General features: G+C 68.5%; 19 protein-coding genes. 6 read left to right on the top strand and 13 right to left on the bottom strand.

Annotated features, from left to right (window positions below; genetic code table 11):
- Positions 1–35: 35 nt before the first annotated feature.
- The 6 genes from eccCa to VM306_RS04345 form a co-directional block, all read right to left on the bottom strand.
- Positions 36–4,022 carry a type VII secretion protein EccCa gene (gene eccCa, locus VM306_RS04370; protein ID WP_325511101.1) on the bottom strand — a complete coding sequence of 1,329 codons (3,987 nt, stop codon included), beginning with the start codon at positions 4,020–4,022 and terminating at the stop codon, positions 36–38.
- A 37-nt stretch (positions 4,023–4,059) separates the two neighbouring features.
- The gene (locus VM306_RS04365) at positions 4,060–7,218 is read right to left on the bottom strand and encodes a hypothetical protein (RefSeq protein WP_325511099.1); all 3,159 of its coding nucleotides are present in this window, start codon (positions 7,216–7,218) and stop codon (positions 4,060–4,062) included.
- A gap of 220 nt (positions 7,219–7,438) precedes the next feature.
- The gene (locus tag VM306_RS04360) at positions 7,439–8,074 is read right to left on the bottom strand and encodes a hypothetical protein (RefSeq protein WP_325511097.1); all 636 of its coding nucleotides are present in this window, start codon (positions 8,072–8,074) and stop codon (positions 7,439–7,441) included.
- 145 nt (positions 8,075–8,219) lie between these two features.
- The gene (locus VM306_RS04355; protein ID WP_325511095.1) at positions 8,220–8,516 is read right to left on the bottom strand and encodes a hypothetical protein; all 297 of its coding nucleotides are present in this window, start codon (positions 8,514–8,516) and stop codon (positions 8,220–8,222) included.
- Between the two features lie 46 nt (positions 8,517–8,562).
- Positions 8,563–8,904 carry a WXG100 family type VII secretion target gene (locus VM306_RS04350; RefSeq protein ID WP_325511093.1) on the bottom strand — a complete coding sequence of 114 codons (342 nt, stop codon included), beginning with the start codon at positions 8,902–8,904 and terminating at the stop codon, positions 8,563–8,565.
- A gap of 316 nt (positions 8,905–9,220) precedes the next feature.
- Positions 9,221–10,105, bottom strand: coding sequence for a DUF2199 domain-containing protein (locus VM306_RS04345; RefSeq protein ID WP_325511091.1), 885 nt, complete (start codon positions 10,103–10,105; stop codon positions 9,221–9,223).
- Between the two features lie 338 nt (positions 10,106–10,443).
- Between VM306_RS04345 and VM306_RS04340 the strand changes: the two genes are divergently transcribed.
- The 3 genes from VM306_RS04340 (at position 10,444) to VM306_RS04330 (ending at position 15,407) form a co-directional block, all read left to right on the top strand.
- Positions 10,444–10,896: a MarR family transcriptional regulator gene (locus VM306_RS04340; RefSeq protein ID WP_325511089.1), complete on the top strand. Its 453-nt coding sequence runs from the start codon at positions 10,444–10,446 to the stop codon at positions 10,894–10,896.
- A gap of 158 nt (positions 10,897–11,054) precedes the next feature.
- Positions 11,055–11,801, top strand: coding sequence for an alpha/beta hydrolase (locus VM306_RS04335; RefSeq protein ID WP_325511115.1), 747 nt, complete (start codon positions 11,055–11,057; stop codon positions 11,799–11,801).
- Between the two features lie 576 nt (positions 11,802–12,377).
- Positions 12,378–15,407 carry an AfsR/SARP family transcriptional regulator gene (locus VM306_RS04330; RefSeq protein WP_325511087.1) on the top strand — a complete coding sequence of 1,010 codons (3,030 nt, stop codon included), beginning with the start codon at positions 12,378–12,380 and terminating at the stop codon, positions 15,405–15,407.
- A gap of 76 nt (positions 15,408–15,483) precedes the next feature.
- Here the strand turns inward: VM306_RS04330 and VM306_RS04325 are convergent, their stop codons facing one another.
- The 3 genes from VM306_RS04325 to VM306_RS04315 all read right to left on the bottom strand — a co-directional run bounded on the left by VM306_RS04325 (position 15,484) and on the right by VM306_RS04315 (position 17,605).
- Entirely contained in the window at positions 15,484–16,107 is a 624-nt protein-coding gene (locus VM306_RS04325; protein ID WP_325511085.1) for a DUF1345 domain-containing protein, read from the bottom strand.
- Between the two features lie 171 nt (positions 16,108–16,278).
- A complete protein-coding gene (locus VM306_RS04320) occupies positions 16,279–16,617 on the bottom strand; it encodes a hypothetical protein (protein ID WP_325511083.1) in 339 nt (112 codons plus the stop codon).
- Between the two features lie 496 nt (positions 16,618–17,113).
- Positions 17,114–17,605, bottom strand: a complete 492-nt coding sequence (locus tag VM306_RS04315) for a MarR family winged helix-turn-helix transcriptional regulator (protein ID WP_325511081.1) — start codon at positions 17,603–17,605, stop codon at positions 17,114–17,116.
- A 302-nt stretch (positions 17,606–17,907) separates the two neighbouring features.
- On the opposite strand from VM306_RS04315, the gene VM306_RS04310 reads away from it, so the two are divergent.
- Positions 17,908–18,885, top strand: a complete 978-nt coding sequence (locus VM306_RS04310) for a helix-turn-helix transcriptional regulator (RefSeq protein WP_325511079.1) — start codon at positions 17,908–17,910, stop codon at positions 18,883–18,885.
- Positions 18,886–18,911: 26 nt separating this feature from the next.
- On the opposite strand, the gene VM306_RS04305 is transcribed toward VM306_RS04310, so the two are convergent.
- Entirely contained in the window at positions 18,912–20,108 is a 1,197-nt protein-coding gene (locus tag VM306_RS04305) for a cytochrome P450 (RefSeq protein WP_325511077.1), read from the bottom strand.
- An 871-nt stretch (positions 20,109–20,979) separates the two neighbouring features.
- Here VM306_RS04305 and VM306_RS04300 point away from each other — a divergent pair.
- Both VM306_RS04300 and VM306_RS04295 read left to right on the top strand, forming a co-directional pair.
- Complete coding sequence (locus VM306_RS04300; protein ID WP_325511075.1) at positions 20,980–23,100, top strand: hypothetical protein; 2,121 nt, start codon at positions 20,980–20,982, stop codon at positions 23,098–23,100.
- Between the two features lie 35 nt (positions 23,101–23,135).
- Complete coding sequence (locus tag VM306_RS04295; RefSeq protein ID WP_325511073.1) at positions 23,136–23,972, top strand: class I SAM-dependent methyltransferase; 837 nt, start codon at positions 23,136–23,138, stop codon at positions 23,970–23,972.
- Positions 23,973–24,077: 105 nt separating this feature from the next.
- Here VM306_RS04295 and VM306_RS04290 read toward each other — a convergent pair whose 3' ends face one another.
- From VM306_RS04290 to VM306_RS04280, 3 genes are all read right to left on the bottom strand, one after another.
- Positions 24,078–24,311 (bottom strand): hypothetical protein, encoded by a 234-nt coding sequence (locus tag VM306_RS04290; protein WP_325511071.1) that lies wholly within the window; start codon positions 24,309–24,311, stop codon positions 24,078–24,080.
- A 145-nt stretch (positions 24,312–24,456) separates the two neighbouring features.
- Positions 24,457–25,437, bottom strand: a complete 981-nt coding sequence (locus VM306_RS04285; RefSeq protein WP_325511069.1) for an MBL fold metallo-hydrolase — start codon at positions 25,435–25,437, stop codon at positions 24,457–24,459.
- A gap of 235 nt (positions 25,438–25,672) precedes the next feature.
- The coding region (locus VM306_RS04280) for a hypothetical protein (protein ID WP_325511067.1) at positions 25,673–26,099 on the bottom strand (427 nt) is incomplete at its 5' end.

Genomic DNA, 26,099 nt, shown 5'->3' with positions numbered 1-26,099 from the left:
CCTTCTGATGCCGCTCTTGTTCGTCTCGATCACGATCACGACCGCCATTCCCCACCACCGGCGGAGGACGTGGCGGGGACGGACGCGAATCCCGTCTGCACGAGCCTGACGCCCTTGCGGTTCACGAGCTGCGCCCTGCCCGGCACCAGCTTGCGGGGCATGGCCTCGCCGAGGAACTTGCCTTCCTCCTTGGGGTAGGAGAAGACGATTCCCGGCGTGCCCAGCTCCCACATCCGCCGGATCACCGGATCGCTGAGCGCCCGCATGGCACCCGAGGTGCTCCGCGCGATGATCACGTGCATTCCGATGTAGACACCCTGGGCGAGCGTGGGCAGCAGCGCCTCGAGCGGGGAACCCAGGCCCATGCCGAACAGCTCGTAGTCGTCGACGACGAGGAAGAACTGCGGCCCTTCCCACCAGTCGCGCCGCCGGAGGCGGTCGGAGCTGACGTCCTCACCGGGAACGCGCCGGGACATCGAGACGGCGGCCTTGCCGACCAGGTCCTTCAGCGTGTCGCCGGTGATGGCGTAGCCCACCCTGTAGTCCTCGGGAACGTCGACGTCGAGCTGCCGGTTCGGGTCGCCGAGAAGGATCTTCGCCTGGTCCGGCCCGTAGTGCGCCATGATCGACCGCAGCACGGTCCGCAGCATGTTGGTCTTGCCCGTCTCGCTGTCGCCGAACACCAGCATGTGCGCGTTCTGCTCGAAGTCGTGCCAGACGGGCTCGAGCCTCTGTTCGTCCAGGCCGATGGCGATCCGCACGTCTCCCGTGGGCTTCGGCAGCTGGTCGGAGGGCAGCACCGGCGGGAGCATCCGCACGGGCGGTGCCGGCTGCCCCGGCCAGAACGTCGAGACCTCCTCTGCCAGTTCCTTGGTCGCCGAGGCAAGGGTCTCCGTGTCCGAACTGCCGTCCATCCGGGGCAACGCGGACAGGAAGTGCAGCCCGGCGGGCGTGATGCCGCGGCCGGGCTGGGACGGCACCGTCTGCGCCTTGCGGGAACCGACCTCGGACTCCATCGGGTCACCGAGGCGCAGCTCGAACTTGCTGCCGATCACGTCGCGCAGTGCGGGCCTGATCTCCGACCAGCGGGTGGCGCCGATGATCACGTGGATGCCGAACGAGAGGCCGCGCACCGCCAGTTCGTTGATGCGGGGCTCGAGGTCGGCGTAGTCCTGCTTGATCGTGTACCAGCCGTCGACGATCAGGAAGACATCGCCGTACGGGTCGTCGATCTCCCCCTTGCGCCGCAGTTCCCGGTACGCCGCCATGGACTCCAGACCGCGGTGGGTGAACTCGGTCTCGCGGGCCTCGATCAGCAGCAGCAGCTGCGCGATGGTGCGGACGACCCGGTCGTGTTCCAGGCGGGTCGCGACGGAGCCGACGTGCGGCAGCCCGGCGATCGACATGATGCCGCCGCCCGCGAAGTCGAGGCCGTAGAACTGGATCTCCGACGGCGTGTGGCTCATCGCCAGCGAGAGCACCAGCGTGCGCAACAGGGTCGACTTGCCCGTCTGCGGGGCGCCGACCACGGCGACGTGGCCGTCGGCACCGGAGAGGTCGGCGACCATCAGCTCCCGCACCTGCTCGTACGGGCGGTCGATCATCCCGAGCGGGGCGCGCAGCCTGCCCTGCATCGACCGGTCCTCGACGTTCATGCCGCGGAACGGGTCGGGCAGGACGCTGGGCAGGAGCGAGTCGAGGCTGGGCGACTCGGCGAGCGGTGGCAGCCACACCTGGCGAGCGGCGGGACCGGCTCCCTGCAGCCTGCCGATGAACGCCTCGGCGAGGCTGATCGTGCCGGCCTGGGCGGCGTTCTCCGCCTCGGCCTCCTCCTGCTCCTCGACCGCGTCCTCGACGACGAGCTGGCGCAGCGGCCTCGCGTGCGTGTTGAAGGGGACGATCTCCTGGGCGGCCTTGTCCTCGACCGCGGTCTCCGTCCTCGGCACCGGTGCCGAGCCGGAGACGTAGGCACCCTTGAACCGGACGAGGTTGGTCTGGTCGATCTTGAGGTAGCCGTTGCCCGGCTCGGAAGGCAGCTCGTAGGCGCTGGCGACACCGATGACGCTGCGCGACTCCATCGACGAGAAGGTGCGCAACGCGATCCGGTAGGAGAGGTGGCCTTCGACGCGGTGGATCTTGCCCTCGTCGAGGCGCTGGGACGCGAGGAGGAGGTGCACACCGAGGCTGCGGCCCAGCCGCCCGACGGAGACGAACAGGTCCATGAACTCCGGTTTGCTCGCCAGCAGCTCGGAGAACTCGTCCACGACGAGCAGCAGCGTGGGGAACGGCGCGAGCGGTTCTCCCGCCGCCCTCGCCTTCTCGTACTCGAACAGCGACGGATAACCGCTCACCCGCAGCAGTTCCTGGCGGCGGATCATCTCGCCGTTCAACGAGTCCTGCATCCGGTCGACCAGGGGCAGCTCGTCCGCCAGGTTGGTGATCACCGCGGAGGTGTGCGGCAGCCGGTCCATCCCGAGGAACGTCGCTCCGCCCTTGAAGTCGACCAGGACCAGGTTGAGGATCTCCGACGAGTGCGTCGCCGCGAGACCCAGCACGAGGGTCCGCAGCAGCTCGCTCTTGCCGGAACCGGTGGCACCGATGACGAGACCGTGCGGGCCCATGCCGCCCTGCGCCGACTCCTTGAGGTCGAGCTCGACGACCTCGCCCTCCTCCGTCACACCGATCGGCACCGCCATGCGGGCGCGCTGCGGGTTGCGGCCTCGCCACTGCAGGTTCACGTCGAACGTGTTCACGTCGCGGATGCCGAGCAGGGTCGTGAGCTCGAAGTCGGACTCCAGGGAACGCTCGACCAGTTCCACCGCACCACTGGTGCGTTTCGGGGCGAGCGTTCTCGCGAGCACCTCGCTCTCGGGCAGGCTCAGCTCGTCGCGCGACGCCGTGCCGGTGCCCTCCCCCGAGGGGAATTCGATCCGGTCCTCGACGGAGGTCAGGCGGATCACCTTCGCACCACCGGGGAGCATGCCGGTGATGTCCAGCAGCACCACGTTGCGGAGTCCGACGTCGAACAACCGCGAGGACTCGGGGACGACCGCCAGGTGGGCGACCACCACGACGAACGGTTCGACGTTGCTCGGCGAGGCGGACTTGTCGTGCGGACTGCGGTCGGTGACGTCCTTGCCCAGGAGGTCCATCAGTTCGTCGTGGTCGCAGGCGAGCATCCGGACCGGGCCCGCGCCGTCACGAGCGGTCGGGTGCGCGTTGTGCGGCAACCACTTGACCCAGTCCCACTCGGAGCGGCTCTCCTCCGAGGTGAGCACCGCGATGCGCAGCTCGTCGGGAGCGTGGAACGTGACGAGCTGGGCGATCATGGCTCGCGCCAGGCGCAGGGCCTTGTCCACGTCTCCCGCGAACTCGACGCTGGTGAAGCTGCGCAGCCCGACCGCGATCGGGATGCCCGACACGGTCCGATAGGCCTCGCTGAACCGCCGCAGCGAGATCGCCGACAGCGGTTCGAGGTCCTCGATGGGCTTCGTGGTCGGTGGCACGAGTTCCAGCGCTGCCTGCTGAGCGCCCAGACCGATCCGGACCCGGCCGAAGTCCTCGTGGTTCGCGCGTCTCTCCCACACCCGCGTGCCGGCGGCGATGTGCCAGAGCCATCGGGGATCCGGGTTGTTCCAGAGCACGGCCGCACGCTGCTCGTCGGCCGTGGCACGGGTACGGGTGCGCATCTGGCCGATGTAGCGCAGGTAGTCACGCCGCTCAGCGGCCATCTTCTTCTTGCGCTCGCCCGCGGTCCGGCCCACCTGGCCGAGTCCCATGCAGACCATCGCGATGCCCATGCCCCCGCCCATGACGTAAGTCATGGGCGAGCCGCCACCGGCGCCGGAGAAGGACAGGACCATGACCATCATGCCCAGACCCATCGGCAGGATCATCAGCAGGGACGTCAGGTCCCGCTCGGCGGGCTCGGCGAGCACAGGGGGTTCCTGCAGCTCGATCTGGCCCACCGGCAACTCGGGACCCGCGGCCCTGGGGGGACGCTTGACCGTCACGGTCGTCATCGGGCGAACTCCATCGGGTACGTCATCGTCTTGGTGGTCATTCGAGGACTCCCAATGGGCTCGCGGCCGTCGAACCGCCCCAGGCCGCGTTGCTCCTGCTGAGCAGGTCCGCGGCGGAGCGCTCCTCCGGTTCCGCGTCCTCGCCGTCCTCGGAGTCCTCGACGTCCTCGCCGGCCTCTTCCCTCCGCAGCCTCTCGAGCCTTTCCACTTCCCTGGCCAGGAAGTCCTCGCGTTCCTCCTCCGGAACGGAGTACTCGTCGCCGCACCACACCTCGTCTTCCGAGTCGTCGACGAGCAGCGGGGCCTCGCCGTACTTGCGGCGCCGATAGGTGGCGTGCGTCACCGAAGTTTCGGGCTCCCAGGGCTCAGAGGATGTGAGCGTGATGTCGGAAGCCCGCGGCTCGGTGTCCCAGCCCGACCGGTCGGTCTTGGCGGTGACAGGGGCCGAAGGCGCACTCGGCAGGAGGAAGCCCGCGTTGCCGCTGTCCCACGCGGTGACGTCCTTCACCGCGTCGTCCAGCCGGACGACCGCCACCGAGTCCACTCCCGGCAGGGCGCCGGCGGCCCCTCCCCGGAGCACGAGTCCGCCACCTTCGTCCTCGTCGCGGTCGTCCTGGACGTTGCCGTCCAGATCGACGTGGGGGAACTCCGAGGGGTGCGGCCGGCCAGGACCGGAACCGACCGGACCGGACCCGGACGAAAGCGCGGGTGCGGCCCCCGGCGGCGTGGGACCACTCGGAGGTGTTCCCGGAACCGGCCCGGTCATCGCGCCGAACGCGGCCGCGGCCGTGACGGCACCCGTGCCCAGCAACGCGGCGGCCTGAGGTCCCTCCTGCCCTGCTGCGACCAACCCTGAACTCGCCGCCCACCCGGCGGGTGCCGCAGCGGGGGCCGGGGCGATCTTCTCAGCCGGCTCGGTGAAGCCGGGTACGACCATTCCCTGCTCGGACGCCGCATCTTCGACCGGAGTCTGGGCGAGCGCGACGACCGGCGTCACAGCCGCAGGCGCGGATGGCGCCACCGGTGCGGCTTCCTCCGCCGCCGGCAGTGGCTCCGCAGGCGAGGTGGGAGGTGCGACGACCGGCTCCGCGGGCGTGACCGCCCACTTCTCCGGTGCCGCCGATGCCGAGGTGTCGGACACACCGCCGACCCCACGAGCCTCTTCCGCACCCGCCCACGGCTCGGTGTGCCCGCCGAGCAGGCCGGACGAGTCCGGACGGTCCCCCGTCGCACCAGGCTGCTGACCACCCGCCATGGGAGGAGGCATCATCGGCGGCGGAACCTGCGAACCCGAACCCGCACCGGCACCACCGCTGGAAACCTGCTGCGCCGGTGGCTCCGAGGACTCCGGGATCTGGTTCAGCGCAGGCGGTTCCGTCGTGGTGGGTCCACCGACCGCCGGTACCTGGATTCCGGTCTCGGCGGAGCCGCCGGTCGGCGCGGCCCACTCCTCCGGCTTGATCGACGGCGGCGGGGAGACCCCGTCGAAATCGGCGACGGGCAGTCCGGTCCCCTCCCAGGACTCCTTCTCCCCGCCGAGCAACCCGGACGAGTCGGGACGATCCCCCGTCGCACCGGGCGGCTGACCACCCGCCATGGGCGGCATCATCGGCGGCGGAACCTGCGAACCCAGGCCATCGCCGAAACCACCGCTCGAGCCGCTCGACGGTGGGGCGGCCCAGTCCTCCGGCTTCACCGCGGGCGGTTCGGTTCCGCTGGGTTCGAGGGCAGGCGGAACCGAACCCGCCTCCCACGGCTCCTGGAGCCCGCCGAGAAGACCGGACGAGTCGGGACGATCCGCGCTCGCGCCTGTCGGCGCACCACCTCCTGCTCCTGCGGGAGGCATCATCGGCGCGGCCGGGGGCAGGTTCATGCCACCGCGGTCGTCACCGGTGCCGACACCGGGAGGCGCCTCGATGTCGAGCTGCGGCGGCCGGCCGATGGAGTCGTTCCCCGTGCCGGAGCCGACGCCGGGCGGCGTGTTGAGGGACAGCGGCGGCGGCTTCGGCAAAGCCGCGCCGACACCCGAACCACCGACACCCGAACCACCGCCGCGAGTACCACCGTCCGCCGCAGGCGGCGGAGCGATGTTCATGCCGGGAGGCAGACCCAGCCCACCCGTTCCCCCACCGTTGTTGCTCCCCGTGCCGCCGTCCGCACCGGGGGGCGGGCTCAGGTCCAGGCGGGGAGGCAGGGGCAACCCGTTGCCACCACCGGTACCACCGACACCATCACCACCCGACAGGCCGAGCCCCGGTGGTGGCTCCACGTTCAGACTCGGCGGCGGACGGAAGTCGTTGCCACCACCGGTACCGCCACCACCGTCACCACCCGACAGGTCGAGCCCCGGCGGCGGCTCCACGTTCAGACTCGGCGGCGGACGGAAGTTGTTACCACCACCGGTACCGCCACCACCACCACCACCGCCCAGATCCGCACCGGGCGGTGGACCGATGTTCAAAGAGGGCGGTGGTTTGTTCCCACCGGTTCCGTCACCGCCACCGGTGTTCTCCGCTGGAGGTGGTGGATCGATGTTCAGATCGTTCGGCAGTCCGTTCCCATCGCCGCCGGGGCCGTCACCGATGCCGGGCCCCTTCGGCTTGAAGTCGACCGCGCTGGGCACCACGACGCTCGCGGTGTTGATGTCGTACTCGTTGGCGAGGAGCCGGACGACCTTCTTCATGTTCTCGGCCATTTGATCGACGAGCTCGGGGAACGCCGACACCTTGGTGAGCTGGTTGGCCATTCTCACGCCGCCCTGGGACCGGACGTAGCTGGCGTAGTAGGAGTCGATCCTCTTGATCTCGTTCTGGGCCCACTCCAGGTAGTTGCCGGCACGCCAGAGCTGGGCCGGAACGCTCCTCTCACCCGTGACCTCACCGCCGTTGATCTGGTCGGCCTTGGCCTGGAGGTTCGCGGCCAGGTGGAGGTTGATCGAACGGAACAACTCGGCCGCGGGACTCTGCCACGCCCCGTTCTCGCCGGCGAGAGCCTCGACCTGCAGCCGGAGGTTGTCACTCACGAACTGCAATGTGTCGCGCGCACGGTTGAAGACCGTGGCGGCATGGCGGATCGAGTTGGGATCGGCGTAGGGCACGCTGGTCGGCCGGGCGTCACTGGGCGTGGCGGCGTAGCCGACCACAGCGGCCCTGATCTGCTTCCAGTCCCAGCTCTCGAAGTCCCTGGAGTCCGTCATCTCGGCAGTGGGGTCCGCGAAGACCCCACCACTGGGACCGACCTTGAACCCGTCTTTGTCATACACGCCGGGAGGCATCGCGCACACCCACACCTTTACTGAGAAAAGCCAGCACGGCTGGCGACGACTCCTGGCAGGAAACGGAAACGATCACCGCACGAAAGCGCGGAACGAGCTTGCCCGGACAGGAGAACCCACCGGACGCCACCGGTCGGGCGGGTCAGCCGGCCGTGCCGAGGTTCATCCCGGCAACACTTCCCTGGACCTTGCTCACCATGCCGGTGAACTCCTCCGCGTCGAGTTCGGTGAGCTGCTCCGCCGTCTTGTAGGTCTTCACGATCTCGTCACACCGCAGCACGATCGACTCGAGGATCGAGTGCGTGTCGAGGAGAACGTTGAGGGTCGAGGAACGAAGGGTGACGCCACCCTCGCTGCCTCCGAACACCTTGTCCCTGAACTGGTGCGCGGCACCGAAGTTGCCAGGACCGAAGTTCCGGAGCCCTTCCAGCTCGTCGATCGCCTTCTTCACCTCGGGAATCAGGCTTCTCACGCTGTTGGCGAAGTACTTGACGGCCTCGACGTTGATCCTGGTGACACCCTTGCCCGGGCTGTCCACGCCACCGGGAACCGGGGGGCCCTGGCGAGCCGGATCGACTCCCAGGGTGTTGTCCCACTTGATGGGTTCCGCAGTACTGGTGTCGGGCGTCTTGTTCGGATCTGGCGGCGCCATCTTGTCGGAGCTGTTGGTAACAGCCGTATCACCGTTGTAGTAGGTGATCAGGGTGCTGCCGTCCGGTTGCTGTTCCCTGCTCTTGATGTTGTCGGTCGTCGCGATGTTCATGGCATCGTTGACCATTCGTCACACCTTCCTGAGATTCAACGAAGGGGGATGCTGAGACGACGGCCGGATGAGGAGCAGCGCGTGGAACCCGGCCGGGAGGACTGGACTCCGGCCGCGGTTCCACGCACCACGAGAATGCGCGACCGGCCGGCGGTGACGCCTAGGCCCAGCCGTCGGTCAGAGCCGTCTCGGTGTTGTTCATGCGAGTCGTCATGTTCTGGAGGGTGTCCGAGGCGGCCTGCAGCGAAATGGGCATCGAGCTCGCGGCACTGTCCCAGCGCCTCTTCCGCGCCTCGTACTGCTGCTTCGACGTGGGCGACTGCCAGGCGCTCAAAGAGGCCTGGAGGTCGGCGTGCATCTGGTCCAACTCCGCCTTGACGCGCACGTTGGCGTCCATCATCTCCGCGGCGACGTTGTTGTTGATGGCACCGCTGTAGGTGTACGTGGGCTGGGTCATCGATCAGTCCTTTCCGGATGCGCGAACCGTGCGGGGAGTTCTGCGGTCACAGGTTGGCGAGGCCGACCGGGCCGGCGTTGATCCTCGCGGCACCCTCCGCCGCATCGGCTTCGGTGTCGGCGGCGCTCTTGGCGACGGTCTGGGAGCCCTCGCGCATGATCCTGATCATGTCGGACAGCGCGTTCTCGATCTCCTGAACGTTGTTGTACCAACCGGTCATGGCCTGCCGGTACGTCGTGGCCGCGCCACCGGTGAAGCTTCCGAAGAGCGTGGTGACACTGCGCTCGACATCGCCGCGCTCGGACTGGACGCGACGCAGGGTCGCTTCCATCCGGTCTGCCGCGCGTGCCATTCCCTCCCGGGTTACCGAGGTTTCGGCACTGGTCATCGCCACTCAACTCCCTCATTTAATGTCACGAATCATCGGATCAACGCGCAAAAATGCGGACAGGAGCCGTCGAAACATCGTCACGATGCAACTAGGCGATCGGTCCGGCGAAGCAGCGCAGAGGATGCGACCACCACAGGCGTGCTTCAGCAGCAGAGGTTTACCGCACCCGAATTCGACGGTAATCACGAAAAACGGCGTTCGCAACGACAGTGCCCGAATATGACCTGATTATGGGCACCTGCAGACCCCCGTCGACGTCCTCTTCGTCCGAGATGTTCAGCTCGCCACCCGCACCCGCCGTCCACCTGCGTCCTCAGACGTGATGACGAACCGACCGCAGAACGTGCAGGGCCCATTGGTGGTCGTCCGGGTCGCTGTAGAACGCACCCATGCTCAGCGCGGTGCCTTGACGCACCACGTGTGCGTAGAAGTCGTGCTGTGGACGCCCGTCGGCCACCGTCTCCACCCAGAAGGCATGGGTGATGTCGTCAGCGGTGGGCACGTACAGCGACTGGTCCCGCGGCACCTCGGGCGCGTTCGCCAGCAACTCGCCCAGGTACTCGTCGGCAGGACGCCGCAGGGGGTCGGTCAGCACTTCGACGAACACCGAACGACCAGGACCTCCGAACCGCCAGCCGGCGTCGCCGACCCCGGTCACCATGCCTTCTCCGCGCTCGACGCTCCAGTGCCGGCCGACCCTCACCTGGATCGCGAGCGGTAGAGGGCCTGGAAACCAGCTCAGCACGGTGTCGCTGTCCCAAGTCTCGGTGAGCATCCGGCGGAGCAGTGCGTGCTCGGAGTTCGTCACCGTCGGAGGCTCGTCCGCCGAGTGAACCGTCGCCATGATCTCCGCGCCGCGCAACGACTCCGTCCACGGCTTGAGGTCGTTGCCCAGCGTGCCGTGCAGAACCGTGCCGTCCCAGGAGGAACCCCGCCAGGCTTCGGTCGCGCGTTGGAAATCGGCTTGCGTCGTTTCCATCCACGTCATGTAGGTCATGGTCGTGCCGCCGGTGAGCGCCACCGGCAGCAGACACCGGACGAACACCTGGCCGGTGGGTATCCGCAGGAAAGCCGCGTTCGGGTTGGTCTCCGCGGTGGGAACCACGCCGTCCGGCAGCCCCACGGTGACGTCGACGCGACCTGGATTGCTGATCGTGGCGCCGCAGCAGGCGCACCGCTCAACAGCTTGTGTCGTCACTCCGGCGAGGCTATGGCGGGGTCGTGTCACGCCCGTTCGCCACAAGGGCTGAGGGACCGTGAGGCCATCACACGATGCCCTTCGTGCCGCGGACGGGACGGGCCCGCACGGCCACCAAGTCCACATGATCACCGGGCGTGCGGGTGAGCGGCCCGAGGTGGACCTCGCACGGGCGCCGTGCCGTCCGGCTTCGCAGTGGACGCGGAGTGCGGGGTCCTGCGCCATCGGTGACGGCGTCTACCTGCGAAGAACCCAGAAGTGCACCGAATCGGACACATCTGACCACCGGGTGGCGGACGCGTTGCGTTCTTGTCCGGCGCCACCGCACTCTCGGCGGCGTGAGGGAAACGTGCACCGCCGACACCACCGCAGGTCCGAGAGTCTCTGATCTGCTCTGCTTCAACCTGTTCGCGGCAGCACGCGCCATCACGAGTCTCTACCGCCCTGTCCTCGACCGGGCGGGCATCACCTATCCGCAGTTCCTGGTGCTCGCACTGCTGTGGGAACGGGACCAGCGCTCGATCCGCGAGCTGGTGCGGGAGCTGGGCCTCGACTACAGCACCCTGTCACCGCTCGTCACAAGGCTGGAGAAGGGCGGGTACCTGTCGCGCAGGAGCCGGCCGGGCGACAAGCGCTGGGTGCTCGTCGAACTCACCCGCGAGGGTCGCGCGCTGCGGTGGCTCGTCACCGAGTTGGTGGAGACGCTGCACACGGCACTGGACATGGACGACAGCGAACTCGCCGTCCTGCGCGGTGCGCTGCAGACACTCCAGCAGCGCGCCTCGAGCTGACAAGACCCAGAACCCGTCGCTTCTCGCGGCCGCTCGCACCAGTTTTAATCGCATACGATTTAATCGCACACGCTGCATCATCTCGAGGTGATGCCGAAGGAGAGTGAAGAGCAATGCGCTTCCGGAAGGTTCTCGCACTGGCCGCGGCCGTGCTCGCCATGTCGGTGGCGGTGCCGTCGGCGACAGCGGACCAGAAGCCCCCGAAGTCCCCGAAGCCGACCGTCGTGCTGGTGCACGGCGCGTTCGCCGAGTCCGCCAGCTGGAACGGCGTCGTGCAGCGGCTGAAGCGCGACGGCTACCCCGTCGTCGCCGTCGCGAACCCGTTGCGTTCGCTCAGCGGCGACGCCGCGTACGTGCGCAAGGTGCTGAGCACGATCAACGGCCCCGTCGTGATCGCCGGCCACTCCTACGGGGGCATGGTGCTGTCGAACGCGGCCACCGGCAACCCGAACGTGAAGAGTCTCGTCTACATCGCCTCCTTCGCGCCCGAACGCGGCGAGAGCACGTTCGACCTGGCGAACAAGTACCCCGGCAACGTCCTCGGTGAGGCGCTGGACGAGATCGACCTGGGCGACGGCACGCACGACCTGGTGATCCAGCAGGACAAGTTCCGCTCCTACTTCGCCGCGGACGTCGACCGCGAGACGGCGGAGCTCGCCGCCGCGACGCAGCGCCCGGTGCGCGACGCCGCGCTGGCCGAGGCCTCCGGTGAGCCGGCCTGGCACGGAGTCCCGTCGTGGTTCCTGCTGACCGGCAAGGACAGGACGATCCCGCTGGAGGCGCAGAAGTTCATGGCCAAGCGCGCCAAGGCGCGCGGCGTCGTCGAACTCCCGCGCGCCTCGCACGGCGTGACGATGTCGGAGCCGGGGGCCGTCACGGACCTGATCATCCGCGCGGCTCGCTGACCCCACCCCGAGATCGGGGACATCGCGCGGGGCCGCTCAGGGAGTGGCCCCGCACCCCGCGAGACGGAGGAGCAACCGGCCTCCTGCACCTGTGCCACGACCGCGCCCGACGAGTGTGTACCCACCTCGCCGGGCGCGGTCGTCCACGTTCGCGCCGGATGCCGTGAACCGTCACACCCCGTCGATCCACAATGGAGAGTGGCCGGCGCGGCAACCGCGGCGTGCACGGGTCCCGCGCCTGATGTGTCCGAACAAGACTGAAAGCATGCGGGAAAGTGCACAGTTCAGTTCACTTCGCGGCGCGTGGTGAGCCGGTTTCCCACCCTGCCCGCGCTCATCGCGCACGTTCTCGCAACCGCGGCGGTCTCGGCAGGCCGAACCACCGTCGGACCTTCCTGGATCCGGACGAGGTTCGAGGACAGGACTTCGTCGAGCCCGAACGACCTCGAAGGGTGGGCTCGCGGCTCGTCGCACCGCCGGGACATGTTGGCGCGCACTATCATTACGCGCATGTGGCCTCTCGTTCGATCTTCTGGCGAAGAGATCGCTGCTTGCCGACCAGGTCTCGCGTTCACCGTGTTCGGCACGGTACGGGCATGGCGAGACGAAGCCGAGCTGGATCTCGGGTCACCGCAGCAGCGGCTCACCCTCGCTGTCCTCCTGCTGGCGGAAGGCCGCGTGGTCCAGGCACCGGAGATCATCCACGCGCTCTGGGGAGAAAGAGCTCCTCAAGCGGCGAGAGGAACCGTGCGCACCTACGTCTACCGGTTGCGGAAGCTCCTGAACGGAGACGCTGGTCAGGACGACGCGGTGCTCCGCTCGGAGGGGAACGGCTACCAGCTGGTGCTGGCGGAGGACCAGGTCGACCTGAGCCGTTTCCTGGGGCGTGTTCGCGCCGCGGAGGCCTCGGTGGCCGCTCACGACCGTCAGCGGGCGGTGACGTTGCTGCGGGCCGCCGTGGAGGAGCTGAAGGACGAACCGCTGCGGGGAATCCCCGGTGACTGGGCCGACACGGAGCGCAGTCGACTCGGCCAGATCGCGGTGCGGACCGTCGAACTGCTGGCCGAGCAGCAGCTCGGTGTCGGCGGACGGGTCGACGTCCTGGAGCAGCTGGCCGCGATCTCGGAGGCGGAACCTCTGCGGGAGCGCGTGCACGAGCTGCTCATGCGTGTGCTCTGCCGTCTGGGGAGGCCCGCCGAGGCTCTCACCGTGTACGAGCGGCTGCGGACGACCCTGCGCGAGGAGCTCGGCGTGGATCCGAGTCCGGCGTTGCGCGAGACGCACGCGAGGGTGCTCCGGGCGGATCCGGCCCTGTCGTCCGCCACCACCACTCCGCCCGACCACGGTGCGCGGTCCGCGCGTTCGGCGCTGATGCCGATGGCGTTGCCGGTGTTCGCCGGCCGGGAGGCCGAGCTGAAGGACCTGAACTCCGTCCTGGACGCCACGACAGCCCCGAGAACGGCCGTCGTCCACGGCGCCGCGGGAGTCGGCAAGACCACGTTCGTGGTCCAGTGGGCCAACCAGGTCGCGCCGTCCTTCCCGGACGGTCAGTTCTTCGTGAACCTGCGGGGGTTCGAAGGCGAGGACGCCACCCGGGAGCCGGCCGAGGTGCTCCACGAGCTGCTGGACGCCCTGGACCTGCCCTCCGCGAACCGGCCTTCCGGACTGGACGGCCTGGTCGCGCTGTACCGCAGCGTCCTGGCCGAGCGCCGCGCGCTCGTGGTGCTGGACAACGCGAGGGACAGCAAGCAGGTGACACCCCTGCTGTCAGCGGCGCCCGGCTGCACGGTCGTGATCACCAGCAGGAGGGAGCTGACCTCGCTGGTCGCGTCGACGGGGGCGCACTCGATCAAGATCGGGTTGCTCGACATGGAGGAGTCGGTGGCGTTGATGACGCACCGGCTCGGCGAGGAACGCGTGCACCGGGAACTGCCCGCGGTGCGGGCGATCGCCGCCGTGTGCGCTCACCTCCCGCTCGCCCTGGCCGTCGCGGCCGCCCGGATCGCGAGCAACCCGAAGCTGCGGCTGTCGGACATCGCGGACCAGCTCACCAACGAGGTCGAACCCGGGCTGGACTTCCTGGCGACGGACGATCCGCACAGCGACGTCCGCACGGTGTTGTCGTGGTCCTACCGCGCTCTCACCCCGGAAGCCGCACGGACGTTCCGGCTGCTCGCACTGTTGCCGCTGAGCCGGACCACCACACCGGCGGTCGCGAGCCTGACCGCGCTGTCGGTGTCCCGCGCCAGGGCGGTGCTGCGAGAGCTGAGCGCTCTGTGCCTGATCAACGAGGACGGGTCCGACCAGTTCAGCTGGCACGACCTGCTCAAGGAGTACGCCGCCGAGGTCCTGGCGGACACCGTCGACGTCGAGGAGCAGCGAGCGGCGTGCGGACGGCTGCTGGGCCACTACCTCGTCCTGACCCGAAGCGCGTCGTTGCAGCTTCATTCGAACGACGACATGCCGGAGCTCCCCCACATCCCGCCCGGCGTGACCGCGCAGGCCGTCAACAACCTGCTGTCGGCCTTCGACATGTTCAGGTCCCAGCGCGGCACGTTGCTCTCGCTCTTCGACTTCGCCACCAGGTGGGGTCTCGAGTCGTCGTCCTGGCAACTGGCGTGGTACCTGCGCTACTACCTCGACGCGGCGTTCCTGTGGGAGGAGATGTCAGCGATCAACGAGGTCACCCTGGCCTGGGCGAGGAGCGTCGGCGATCATCTGGCGACCGGGTACTCGCACAGGAGTCTGTCCCGTGCCGCCGCGATGCTCGGCGACGTCAAGGCCGGCGCGCGCCACATGCGGCTGGCGATCCAGGCCTTCAAGGCGAGCGGTGACAGGCAAGCCGAGGGCTACGCGCAGCTGCAGGCCGCGAACTGGCTCAACTTCATCAACCAGGACGAGGCCGGTCTCGACCACGCGAGGCAGGCACAGGCCCTGTTCCGAGATGCGCCCAGCCACCACCAGGAGGAAGCCCTGCGGGAGATGACCGCTGTCTCACACCTGAAAGCCGGGCGGTACAGCGACGCGGTCATCACCCTGCTCAGGAATCTGACCTCGGACTACGACGCCGGAGCGACGCTGAAGCTGCTGCGCAAGGTCGAGTACTTGACCGGTGCCTACGCGTCGTTGGGCGAGTACCACAAAGCAGCCGAGCTGCACGAGCTGACACTGAAATTGATCTTGGAGCTGACCGGCGCCGACTGGGGGCGACTGCCCTACAGCTTCGAGGAACAGTTCACCACGGAGAGCTTCCTGCTGGCCCGCATGCTCTTCATGACGGGAGAAACCGACCGCGCGCTGAGGGTGCAACGAGAAGCACTCAACAGGCTGCGCTCGCTCTTCCTGAAGCACTACATGTCCGTGGTGTTCCAGCATCCCGATGCGACTCGCGCCAGGCAGGCTTTCGCCCACCTCGAGGACGTTCTCTCGGAGGACCGGGCCGATCACCGGTGGTTCGCGGCGAGCGCCCGCGCGGTGGACGAGCTGGCCACCGTGATGGCGCAGATGGGAAGTTCCCGGTACATCGCCGAACTGCGGGACGGGAACCGCGCCTCTGTCGCGACGACCAAAGCGGCGCCTTGCGGCGAGGGTCCGCTCCGCGGATGACACCGCATCGGCCGTCCGGCCGTTGGTCGCTTCACACCGGGGGCAGCAGGAGTGAAGCGACCAACCGCCTGACGTCCTAGTCGCCGGTGAGCACACCGATCGCGATACCGAGCGTGATCGTGTTGTAGATGAACGAAAGCACGCCGTGTGCCAGCACTCGCGCACGAATGGCCGGACCGTTCGTCTCGACGTCCGACACGGCGAACGTCGTGCCGACCGTGAAGGCGAAGTACGTGAAGTCGGCGAAAGTGGGCCGCGGCGATCCGGGGAAGACCAGGACCTCTTCCGGCAGAGCGGCGAAGTAGGCCTGGGCGTACCGCTCCGCGTAGCCGAAGTGCAGGATCGCCCATGCCAGCAACACGGCCGGTACTGAGATCAGCTTGTTGAGCAGGTCGGCGTCCTCTCCGGCGTCACCGACCCCCATGACGATGAGAATTCCGGCGGTGATGCCCACGACACCGCTGAAGATGGTGAACAACATCCCCGTGCGCGGGCCGAGCGCCAGGCGCAACCAGTCGTCGGACTGCTTGCCCCGCCTGCTGGCGCGGACACGCGCGACGCGGATGCCCAGGTAGATGAGAGCGAAGACGTCCCATGCCGCTGTCCAGGCCTGGTCGGACGTGAGGAACACCATGACACCGAGGGCGATGAGTACTACTTCGATCACACGGGACAGCACGAACTGAGCGCTCTTGATCACTTGGGTTCCTAGCTCGCACGAGATGAGGTCCCGCACAGTGAAGCGCGTCCGGTGGTTCACCAATCCACTAAGGACAGAAGGGGGCGTATATCTGGCGCTATGGGGCAGTTTCGTCTCGTCGGCCGGGAACCGCGCCGGTGCGCCGCCCTCAGGCGACGCACCGGCGATCACTCAGAGAGCGCGGAACGCCCGCACCTCGTGGCTCGGGTAGCTGTGGAAGTTGTTGGCGGGCTCGACCAGGATGAGCTGCGTGCAGGCCGTGTCCCGGTAGAGGGCGATCCGGCGCTCGGTGGCGTTGATGAGGGCCTTGGCGACGAAGGGCAGGGCCGTGCAGTCCACACTGGGGCTGCTGTACTTCTTCGGCACGGTGTTCGCCCACACCGAGTCGTAGAAGCAGGCCACACCGGCCTCACAGGCCGTGGAACCCGAAGCGGACGCCTGCGCGGTGGCCGGCGCGACGACCAGGGCCAGGCCCAGCGCGGCGAACACGGCGAGAACTTGCTTCTTCACGTCGTACCTCCAGATGGTGATGACAGATCCTCGTGCCCGTCGGCTGACCGCCGGGTGCGAAGCGGAGAATCGGAGCTGCTGCCCTGCTCGAGGGCACGCGCGCCGCTGACGACACGTTCGACCTGATGGCGAGCAGCGAACCGGGTGTGGTCGTTGACGGCACCCGGTTCGGAGCCGGCGGCGTCGTGCGAGGTGCCGCAGAGGGGTCGCCGTCCACCAGGTAGTTGAAACTTCATCGTCGAGGTCACCCTAGCAAGAACGCTGAAGTTTCAACACCATGGAAGTGGTCGGCGTCAAAGCCGCGACGGATGAACGAAGCGGACTTGCCACCATGGCGCGGTTTCCCTCGCGCACAACGGCGTGGCCGATTCGGCGAAGCTCTGCCGCCTCGCCGACCGCTGACGCACTCAGGCTCGCGGCATCACGGCGCGCCGAGGTACCGGGCGGGCATCACCGAGCTCCGCCACCGCCTGGACGGCGATGCCGACCGGACTGCTCACTCGTCCGGCCATCCCATCCTCGCGAGCATCGCGTCATCTGCCATTCCCGCGGCCAGCACCGCGCTGATCTCGCGCAGCGACCGCTGCTGCTCGTGGCTGAGACGGTCGAAGACGAGCTCGCGGACCTGTTCGACGTGCTGCCGAGCGGCACGCCTCACCTCTTTGACCCCCTCGGCGGTGAGGACGGCGTATTGACCTCTGCCGTCGCCACCCGCTTCCTCCCGGCGGACCCAGCCGTCCCGCGCCAGGCGGTCGATCGTGTGGCTCAGCCTGCTGCGGTCGAACACGCATGCCGCGGCGAGGTCCGCCATGCGCATTGATCGCCTGGGCGCTTCGGACAACCTCGACAGCACGTCGTAATAGGCGAAGGAGAGTCCCGAATGCCGTTTCAGGTCGCGCTCGAGCCGGTCCGTCATGAGCTTGGTGGCGATCAGGAAACTGCGCCAGGTCGCCTGTTCCTCGTCGTCCAGCCATCGGACCTTCGGCATCGTCGTCCTCCGCGGCTGGATCCTCCCGGTGCCCGGAGTACTCTACCCTGCGCGCTGAAGTTTCAATTATCGGTGCAGGTGGGCGGAGTTCCGGTGTGCGGAGCCGTGCCACGATCATCACTCGGCACGCCGCGCCTCACCGTGCGGGCACTGCCACCCTCCGCTGTTTCATCCGGCGGGAACAGCACAGCACGTTCGAAACCGATTCCGGCTTTCATCCAGGCTGAGCCTGTTCCAGTGCCATTTCCTCGGCTGCGGGTTACAGTGCTGTTCTTCCGTTCCGGCGGCCTTGGGAGTCGCTCATGCCATCCGACGCCCGCGGTCATCCGGTAATCGACATCACCGTTCCCTACCACCACGACAGGGCGAACGACCTGCTGGCCGACCAGTGGCGGGCCCAGGCCGGCGACCTGGTCCCCTTCCCGCCCCTGACCCTGCCGCGGCTCGGCCGGGAATCCTATTCGGTGCGGATCAGACAGGTCGCCGTTCTCGACCTGGCCATCGAGGACCAGTACACCGATGCCGTGCTGGGGCGGACCGGTGGCGAGAACGGGCACATCGCGGACCGCGTCGTCACCCATTTCACCCTGCGGGGGTCGTGGCGGTTCCGGACGGAACGCGAGGACCTCGCGGCGCCGTCGGGCAGGGTCTGCGTCCGCAGGAACGACCTGCCGTGGAACTTCGAAGTCGAGCACGGCACCTGCGCCGTCATGCTGTCGCTTCCCATCCAGGACCTCCAGCTTCCCGCCCGCGCCGCGTCGATCAACGCCGACATGTCGTCGCCGGCCGCCCGCCTGCTCCTGGCTCACGTGCGCACCTGCCTCGAGCTGGGTGGCAGCGACGCCGCGACGACGCGCAGCGCGACCATCGAGCTCTTCCAGGGCCTCGTCAACGACCAGGTCAGCGATGACCCACGGCTGCATTCCGCGCTCGTGAGAACCGCGAAGGGCCTCATCGAGACCCGCCTGCTCGTCGATCCCGACTTGAGCCCGAACACCATCGCCGCCGCGTTGAACGTCTCACCCAGGACGCTGCACCGCGCTTTCTCGGGTGAACGCATGTCGGTGATGGGTTATGTGCGCGAACGACGCCTCGAACGGGCGAAGTCGGAGCTGACGTCCACCAGCTGGACGATTTCCGAGATCGCCGCCCGCTGGAACTTCGCGGACAGCAGCCACTTCACCAAGGCGTTCAAGAGGACGTTCGGCGTCAGCCCGACCCGGCACGTCGCTTTCCGGGCAGAACCCCGCGAAACCGGCCCCATCGGTGACGCGGTCTGAGTCCACCCAGACCGCGGCCGCCATGGTCACAGGCGTACGGGCACGCGCGTCCTGCCGTTGAAGATGAACGTCGGGAGCGGCTCGAGAGCTTCGGCGTCCTCGGCCAGTTCGAGCCCGGGGAAGTGCTCGAACAGCGCCACCAACGCCTGTGAGGCCTCCAACCTGCCGAGCTGCGCACCGATGCAGTAGTGCACGCCGTGCCCGAACGACACGTGCGCCTTGTCGAGGCGGCGCGCGTCGAAGACCAGGGCGGTGTCACCGTGCACCTCCGGGTCCCGTCCTCCGGCCCCGAAGCCCATGATGACCGGGTCACCGCGGCGGATCACGACACCTTCGCCGAGATCGATGTCCTCGACGGCGTACCTCAACGGCATGTGCTGCACCGGCGCGTCGAAACGCAGCACCTCGTCGACGACCTCCGCCCAGGAGACCTCCCCCGCGACCGCGGCGGCGAGCTGGTCGGGGTGACCGAGCAGGTCGACGATCGCGTTCGCGATGAGGTCGGTGGTGGCCGGCAGCCCGCCCGCGATGGTGACGGCCAGTGCGAGCACCCGTTCCTCGTCCGTCAACGCCGGGTTCTGGGCCAGGACGGTCGCCATGTCGGCCGCGGGCGCGTTCCGCTTGCTCTCGATCAGCCCGGCGAGGAGGCCCATCGCGCTGTCGAGCTGGGCGGCCGCGATCTCCGCGTCCTCGGCGGGGCTGACGAGGTCGAGCATCGTCCTCCGCGCGTCCACCCACTGCTCCCGCGGCACGCCGAACAGGTCGCAGAGCGTTTCACCGGCGATCACCTGGGCGAAGCCCGACCTCAGGTCGACGACCTCGCCCGCACCGGGGTCTCCCAGTTCCGCCAGGATCTCGGGCAGCCTCTTGCCCAGGTTCGCGGCGAGCTCCTCCAGGCGTTCCGGCACGAACGCCGCCTCCATGATGTCGCGCAGACGACGGTGATCAGCCCCGTAAGCGTTGAGGACCGTCGGCGAGATGAGGAAGGGTGCGAGCGGCCAGCCTTCGGGCACGGTCGCCAGCCCCGGCCAGTGCCGCTGCGCGTCGCGCGAGAGCCGGTCGTCCTCGGCCAACTGCCTGAGCACGTCGTACCTCGTCACCGACCAGGCGATCACCCCGCCGGGCAGTTCGACGCGTGCGGCAGGACCTGAGGACCGCAGGCGCGCGACGTCCACCTGCAGGAAGCGGCCAGTCGGGTCGAGGGTGCGCACATCTGTCGTCAAGAGAGCAACCGTTCGTCAAGGTCGACGGGCTGGCGACCACGTCGAACGCAATTAATATATTGGATATTACATATCGCTCAGCGTGATCGCTCCACTCGACCAGAACCGTGACCGGCCTCATCGCCGCAACGCCTCGAGCCGCCACAGGACGCACACAGCCCAGCCCACCCGCACCTACCACCCGATGGCCTTCCAGCTGCGCGCCGCTGACGAGCGCCGAGCCCATCAGCGGCGCGAGAACGGGTACGCCCACTGGTTCCTTCACCACGCCGGTGGCGGGGCACTCCCTGACATCGACGACATCCTGACCAGCCTCCTCGAATCGGGGCTTCCTGCTCGTCGGCGGGCGTGCGCGGCTCGTCCGACAGGAACTGAACGGTACGAGGACGCGTTCCGCCGCAACTTGTACTTCCGCGCCAAGATGTCGTATCACCGTGCCGAGCGGACCACAGCCGCCTTCCAGCGGCAACGACAACGGAGGCCCGTTCAGTCCATTGCGGACCGAACGGGCCTCCACAGGTTGCAAGCCCCCGGTCATCCGGCAATGCGCAGCGCCGGAGACCAGTGACTCCATCTCCCTCCGCGAGGATCCCGGACGCACCGGTCTCCTGGGAAGCCGGAGGTGGACCGAGTTCCCTTCGGCGCCCTGATTCGTGCACCGCGGTGCCCCGTTCGGAACACCGCCGCACCGCGCGGACCTCCACCCCGACTGACGCGGACGGACATCGGAAACACTTGGGCCACAACGGAAGAGGTGCGCCGAGAAGTGTGCACACTCCCTGTCGCCGTCGTACCGATCTTCGGACACCGTCTCCCGGCGGCGAGGTAGCGTGCGAACGTGTTGGTGGCCCGGGAATGTGAGCTGCGTGTGGTGACCCACGCGCTGGACCGGGCGTCCGCCGGGCACGGAGACGTCGTCGTGCTCACTGGTCCGCACGGTGCCGGGACGACCTCCTTGGCCGATGCGGCGGTCGATCTCGCTCTGGCACGCGGCTTTCCCGTGCTGCGCGCGAGCGGTCCGCTCATGTGGGCGCAGCTCGCCAGGGATCGGGGAGTGCGGGACGAGGTCCTGACTCCTCTCCTCGGCTCGCCGACTCCCTGGGAGCTGGACGACGTGGCTCGGCGGGTGGTGTCAGGAGAGCGCCTGCTGATCGTCGTCGACGACGTCGACAGAGCGGGCGGCGTCGATCTCCTGTCCATCGTGGCGGGCCGGGTCGGCGCGACCAGGACGGTGGTGATCGCCACCGCCCGCACATCCCTGGGCATCGGGCGGGAGGTCGCTCTGCGCGGCCTGAGCCCCGAGGAGCTCGGTCAGGTCCTCCCGTCCTCACTCGCGTTGTGGACCGCCTCGCGCGGCCTGCCCGGAGTGGCGATGGAACTGTCGGTCCTCGGGAAGTCCCTTGTGGACATGGCGTTGAACGCTCCGTCGGCGAACGAGTTCCTCGAGGTCGACGGCGACCTGGTCCGGCTGCTGGAACAGGCGGTCTCCTGCACGACGGGTCCGGTGCGCGGTCGCCTGCTCGCCAAGCTCGCCCGCGTTCTGGCGAACGACGCGTCCTCCTACGGCCGCAGACGCGAACTCGTCGCGGAGGCACTCCGGTTGGGTCCGCGAAGCCCGGACGTGCTCGACGCGGGTCTGCACGCGCTCTGGGACCCGTCCGCGGCGCAGGAACGCATCGACACCGGTCAGCGCATCGTCGAGCTGGCGACCTCCGGTGCGCTGGAGCGCAGGGGTTTGTTCTGGCAGTTCATCGGTCTCATGGAGCTCGGCCGCGTCACCGCCGCCGAGTCCGTGCTCAGCCGGTTCCACTCCGCCGCCTCGGCGGCCGGCGACGGCCAGGACCTCGTGACGGCGCTGAGCCGCCAGGCCGTGCTCGCGGCGTTGCGCGGCCGCTTCGACACGGCGGCCGACCTGGTGTCCGAGTTCGTCACCGTGGGCGTCCGCACGGGAGTCCCCGACATCCACCGGCTCGCAGGATCCGTTCTCCGGAACATGATCGGCGCCGCGGTCGGTGACCGGACCGGTCTCGCGGAAAGCGTCTCCGACCTGTCCAGCTCGGCCAGGAGGTTCCCCGGCCACCACTACGAAGCGAATGCCGCCGGTCTGCTGGTGCTGCTCGACAGGGTGGACGACGCCGCCGCGGAGCTCCGCCGCGTTCTCCCCGTCGTCCTGCCGGGCACCGGCCCCCGCTGGCTCTCGGCGATGGCGGACCTCGCCTCCGTCGCCGTGGCCACGCGTCAGGAGCACGTCGCGGAGGTGCTCTACCGGGGGCTGCGGCCCTTCTCCGGCCGGTTCGTCGTCTGGGCGGGAGCCTGCGTCGTGCGTGAGCCCGTGTCCTACTGGCTGGGCCGGCTCGCTGTCGTGCTCGGCCGCACTTCGGACGCCGCCGGCCACCTGCGGTCAGCGGCCCGCCAAGCGAGAGAGGCAGGCGCGTTGCCCGTGCTGGAGCGGGTGGAGGCGGCCCTCGCCGAACTCCCCCTCGCGGACGGTCCGTCCTCCGGCAACTGGCGCCTGGTGCGCGACGGCGAGGACTGGCTCCTCGCCACCGACGCCGAGCACGCCCGTCTGCGCGACCGCCGTGGCCTGCACTACCTCCGTGCGCTGCTTTCCGCACCGGGGAAGGAGATACCCGCCCTCGACCTCGCCTCGGGCGGCTCAGGCCTCACCGCCGCCACCTCCACCCCGCTCCTGGACGAGGTCGCACTGCGCGCTTACCGGACGCGGCTCGCGCAGTTGTCCGAGGACGACCCGGAACACGTCTTCATCGCAGGCGAGCTCCGTCGCGCCACGGGCCTGGGAGGCAGGTCCAGAGCCGCGTCCTCCGAAGCCGAACGGGCCAGGGTCAACGTCACCCGCACCCTGCTCTCCGCCCTCGACCGGATGGCGGTGCAGGCGCCGCTCACCGCCGCGCACCTGCGCGCGTCGATCCGCACCGGCCTGGCCTGCCGCTACGATCCCGCGCCCGGCGGCCCGCCTCGCTGGTGGTTGTGAACGATTCGTTCCATCGCGGTTTACGCCTTCCGGGCATGAGCGACTTCGACGACCTCAACGCACAGCTCTGGATCCTCGGAGCGATCGGGCGGCTCGCCGACCAGGACCTGTTCGACCGCGCGGCCGACCCGGACGACGAGTTGTCCGCTCTGAGCCAGCAGCTGCTGATCGACACCGGCTGGCTGCTGACCGATCCCGTGCGGCCCGGCCCCCGCCTGCTCGCCGCGCCACCCTCGGGTGTTCCGACGAGTGCCCTGAGCGGTTACGTCCGCGAACAGCTCGCGAGGGTCAGCCGCTTCGCGGAAGGAGCCCCGGCGGGGTGGAACGAGCTCGACCGCGACCGCATCCGGTGGCGAGGACGGGCCAGCGGCGTCATCGCGCACGGCATCATCGAACGCTGTTGCCCGGACGTTCTCCTGCGGGCCGAGAACTTCCTCGACATCGGCACCGGGGCCGGTGGGATCGTCATGCGGCTCTGCCGGATGATGCCCGCGCTTCGCGCCGTGGGTCTGGAGGTCAGCCCCGCGGCCCTCGACGTCGCCCGCCTCGACGTCGAGGCAGCGGGCCTCGAGGACCGCATCGAGATCCGCGACCAGTCCGTCTCGGACCTCGCCGACGTCGAGGAGTACGACCTCGCCTGGCTGCCCCAGCAGTTCGTTCCGCGCGAAGAGCTGCTCGAAGCTCTTCCTCGCGTGTTCCGCTCGCTGCGGCCGGAAGGCGCCCTCGTCATGGCGCTCGCGTCCGAGAGCGACCTGCCCAACCTCATGGCGGGCGGTGGCACCCTGTCGGCACGAGAGGCCGTGAAGCTGCTGGAACGGGCCGGATTCCGCAACATCCAGACTCACGACAAGGTCGTCACCGGACGCCGTTGACGACTCGGGGGCGCCATCTGTCGCGGCGCCCCCGAACCGTCCCGACCACGGAGTCCGAGGGAATTCCGGTCGAACGTCTCATGGACTGCCAACGCCACCTTCACGTCACCGTTCCCTTTCGGTGACCCGAAAACCGTACGTTCCAACGCTGGCGAGAAGTCGTTCGAGCATCCTCGCGTGGAAGGTGGCGGCGTCGTCGTCTCGCCGCCGCACAGCGGCATCCAGCTCGTCGAGTGCGACGCTCGCCGCGATCAGCTCCGCCACGGCACCGGCGCTTTCGTGATCCCCGCCGCGCAGCATCTCGCCACGCACCTCCTGCAACAGCTCTTCCAGCGACATGCCGATCGGAACCCACCTCCACGTGTTAGTCGGGGTGAGCGAACAACAACCGCCGCCCGTCACACGACGCCGCTGCCGGAGAGGGCACCTCCGGGCGCGCGGTTCAGCCCTGGCGAACCTGTCCGCGCGCAGACCTCACGCCTTCTCACGCATGGCATCGGATGGGTCCGCCGTGCAACACCATCATGTCCGTCCACACGGTGGTCACGTCCAAGCGTTCGGTGGGCGCCTTGCCGTCGAGTTCGTGATAGGCCCGGTGAAGATTCCCCACGAGGCGCTCGGATTCCCGCCACGCCGAGAAGCGGGACTCCCCCGCCTCCACGGCCACCTCGAGAGGCGTCTTGCCGGCCTGGTGCCCGGCTTCCGCGAGATCGTGGACGTGGGTCCCGTACTCGCTGAGGTCGTCGAGCACGGCGTTGATCTCGTCGCCCCGCAGCAGCGGTCCGTGGCCGGGGACGAGAACCGATGCACCGAACGAGCGGATGAACGCCAACGACCTCAGGTAACCCGAGACACTGCCCTCGGCCAGGAACGGTTGCCCGCCGACGAAGACGAGATCGCCCGCGTAGAGGACTTCCTCCTCCGGCAGCCAGACGACCGTGTCGCCACGGGTGTGGCCCACTCCCGGGTGGTGGAGCTCGACCACGCGCGTTCCGAGGTGGACGGTCAAGGACGTGGTGAAGGTGAGCGACGGCGGCCGAACTTCGAGGTGCCCGTAGTCCGGCCCCGCCAGGACCTGTGAGGCGATCAGACCCGCACCCAGAACTTCCTCACGACAAGCCGCGTGCCCGATCACCGTGGTCGAGTCCGGCAGGAGCCAGTTGCCATAAGTGTGGTCACCGTGGTGATGGGTGTTCACGACGTACTTCGGATCCACGGCCGAAATCGAGGCCACCGAGGCGAGCAGCGCCCGGTTCCGAGCCTCGGTGGAGGTGGTGTCGACGAGCAGCAACGAATCGTCAGAGCCCAGGACCACCCCCGTGTTGTTGATCATCCACGACCCGTCGGGCTGAACGTAGGCGTGGACTCCGGACGCGATCTCGACCAGTTCAGGCTTCACTCGTCCGAGCTTAGTAACGCTCGGACGAGCGGGACGCGCGAACATGACCAGTGCTCGAACAGGCATGATTGAACACCCTTGAGGACCAGCTTTCCGCGTGTCGTGTCACACCGTCCGCGAGCCCGGAGGCATGGTGGCTGGGTGCCGTCGGACAAGTGCAGCCACAACTGGGCCGGAGAAGCCAAGGGCACCCCTGCGCGAATATTTCTGGACGCAGGGGGCCACTTGCCGCGCGGACTGCGAACAGTTGCCGGACCTATGCAGAAGGTGAAACGAGGTCCGACATCTCAGTCAGGACGTGTCACACGCTCGGGATTGAGGCCCAGTGGTTGTTCGCCGCAGTCGTGCCGTACGTGTCAACGCCCCCACCCCGGCTGGGCCGGATGTTCCCGTTGGAAATCCAGAAGGTGTTGGAGGACGTGTTGTAGATGCCGCGGACCTGGATCGGCTCGATGGCGGAGCTGGTGCCGATGTAGGTGTTCAGACAGGTTCCCCGGGGCACCACGTAGGTCGACCATCCTCCGCGCCACGGGAACTGGACGTAGGACGCGTAGTTGCCGAAGGAACAAACCTCCAGGTAGCCCGACGTCGCGGCAGAGGCAGGGGCTGCCGTGAAAGTCGCCGTCATGGCCATGGCGGCAACCGCCGCGGCACTCGCCGCGATCCGCTTCGAAGCCTTCGTCATGATCTTCAAGATGTCTCCATGATCGTGATTGCGAGAACCCGCG

Source organism: Lentzea sp. (assembly GCF_035525475.1).
In the GTDB taxonomy this organism is placed as follows: domain Bacteria; phylum Actinomycetota; class Actinomycetes; order Mycobacteriales; family Pseudonocardiaceae; genus Lentzea.
This window is presented reverse-complemented; position numbering and strand designations above follow the sequence as displayed.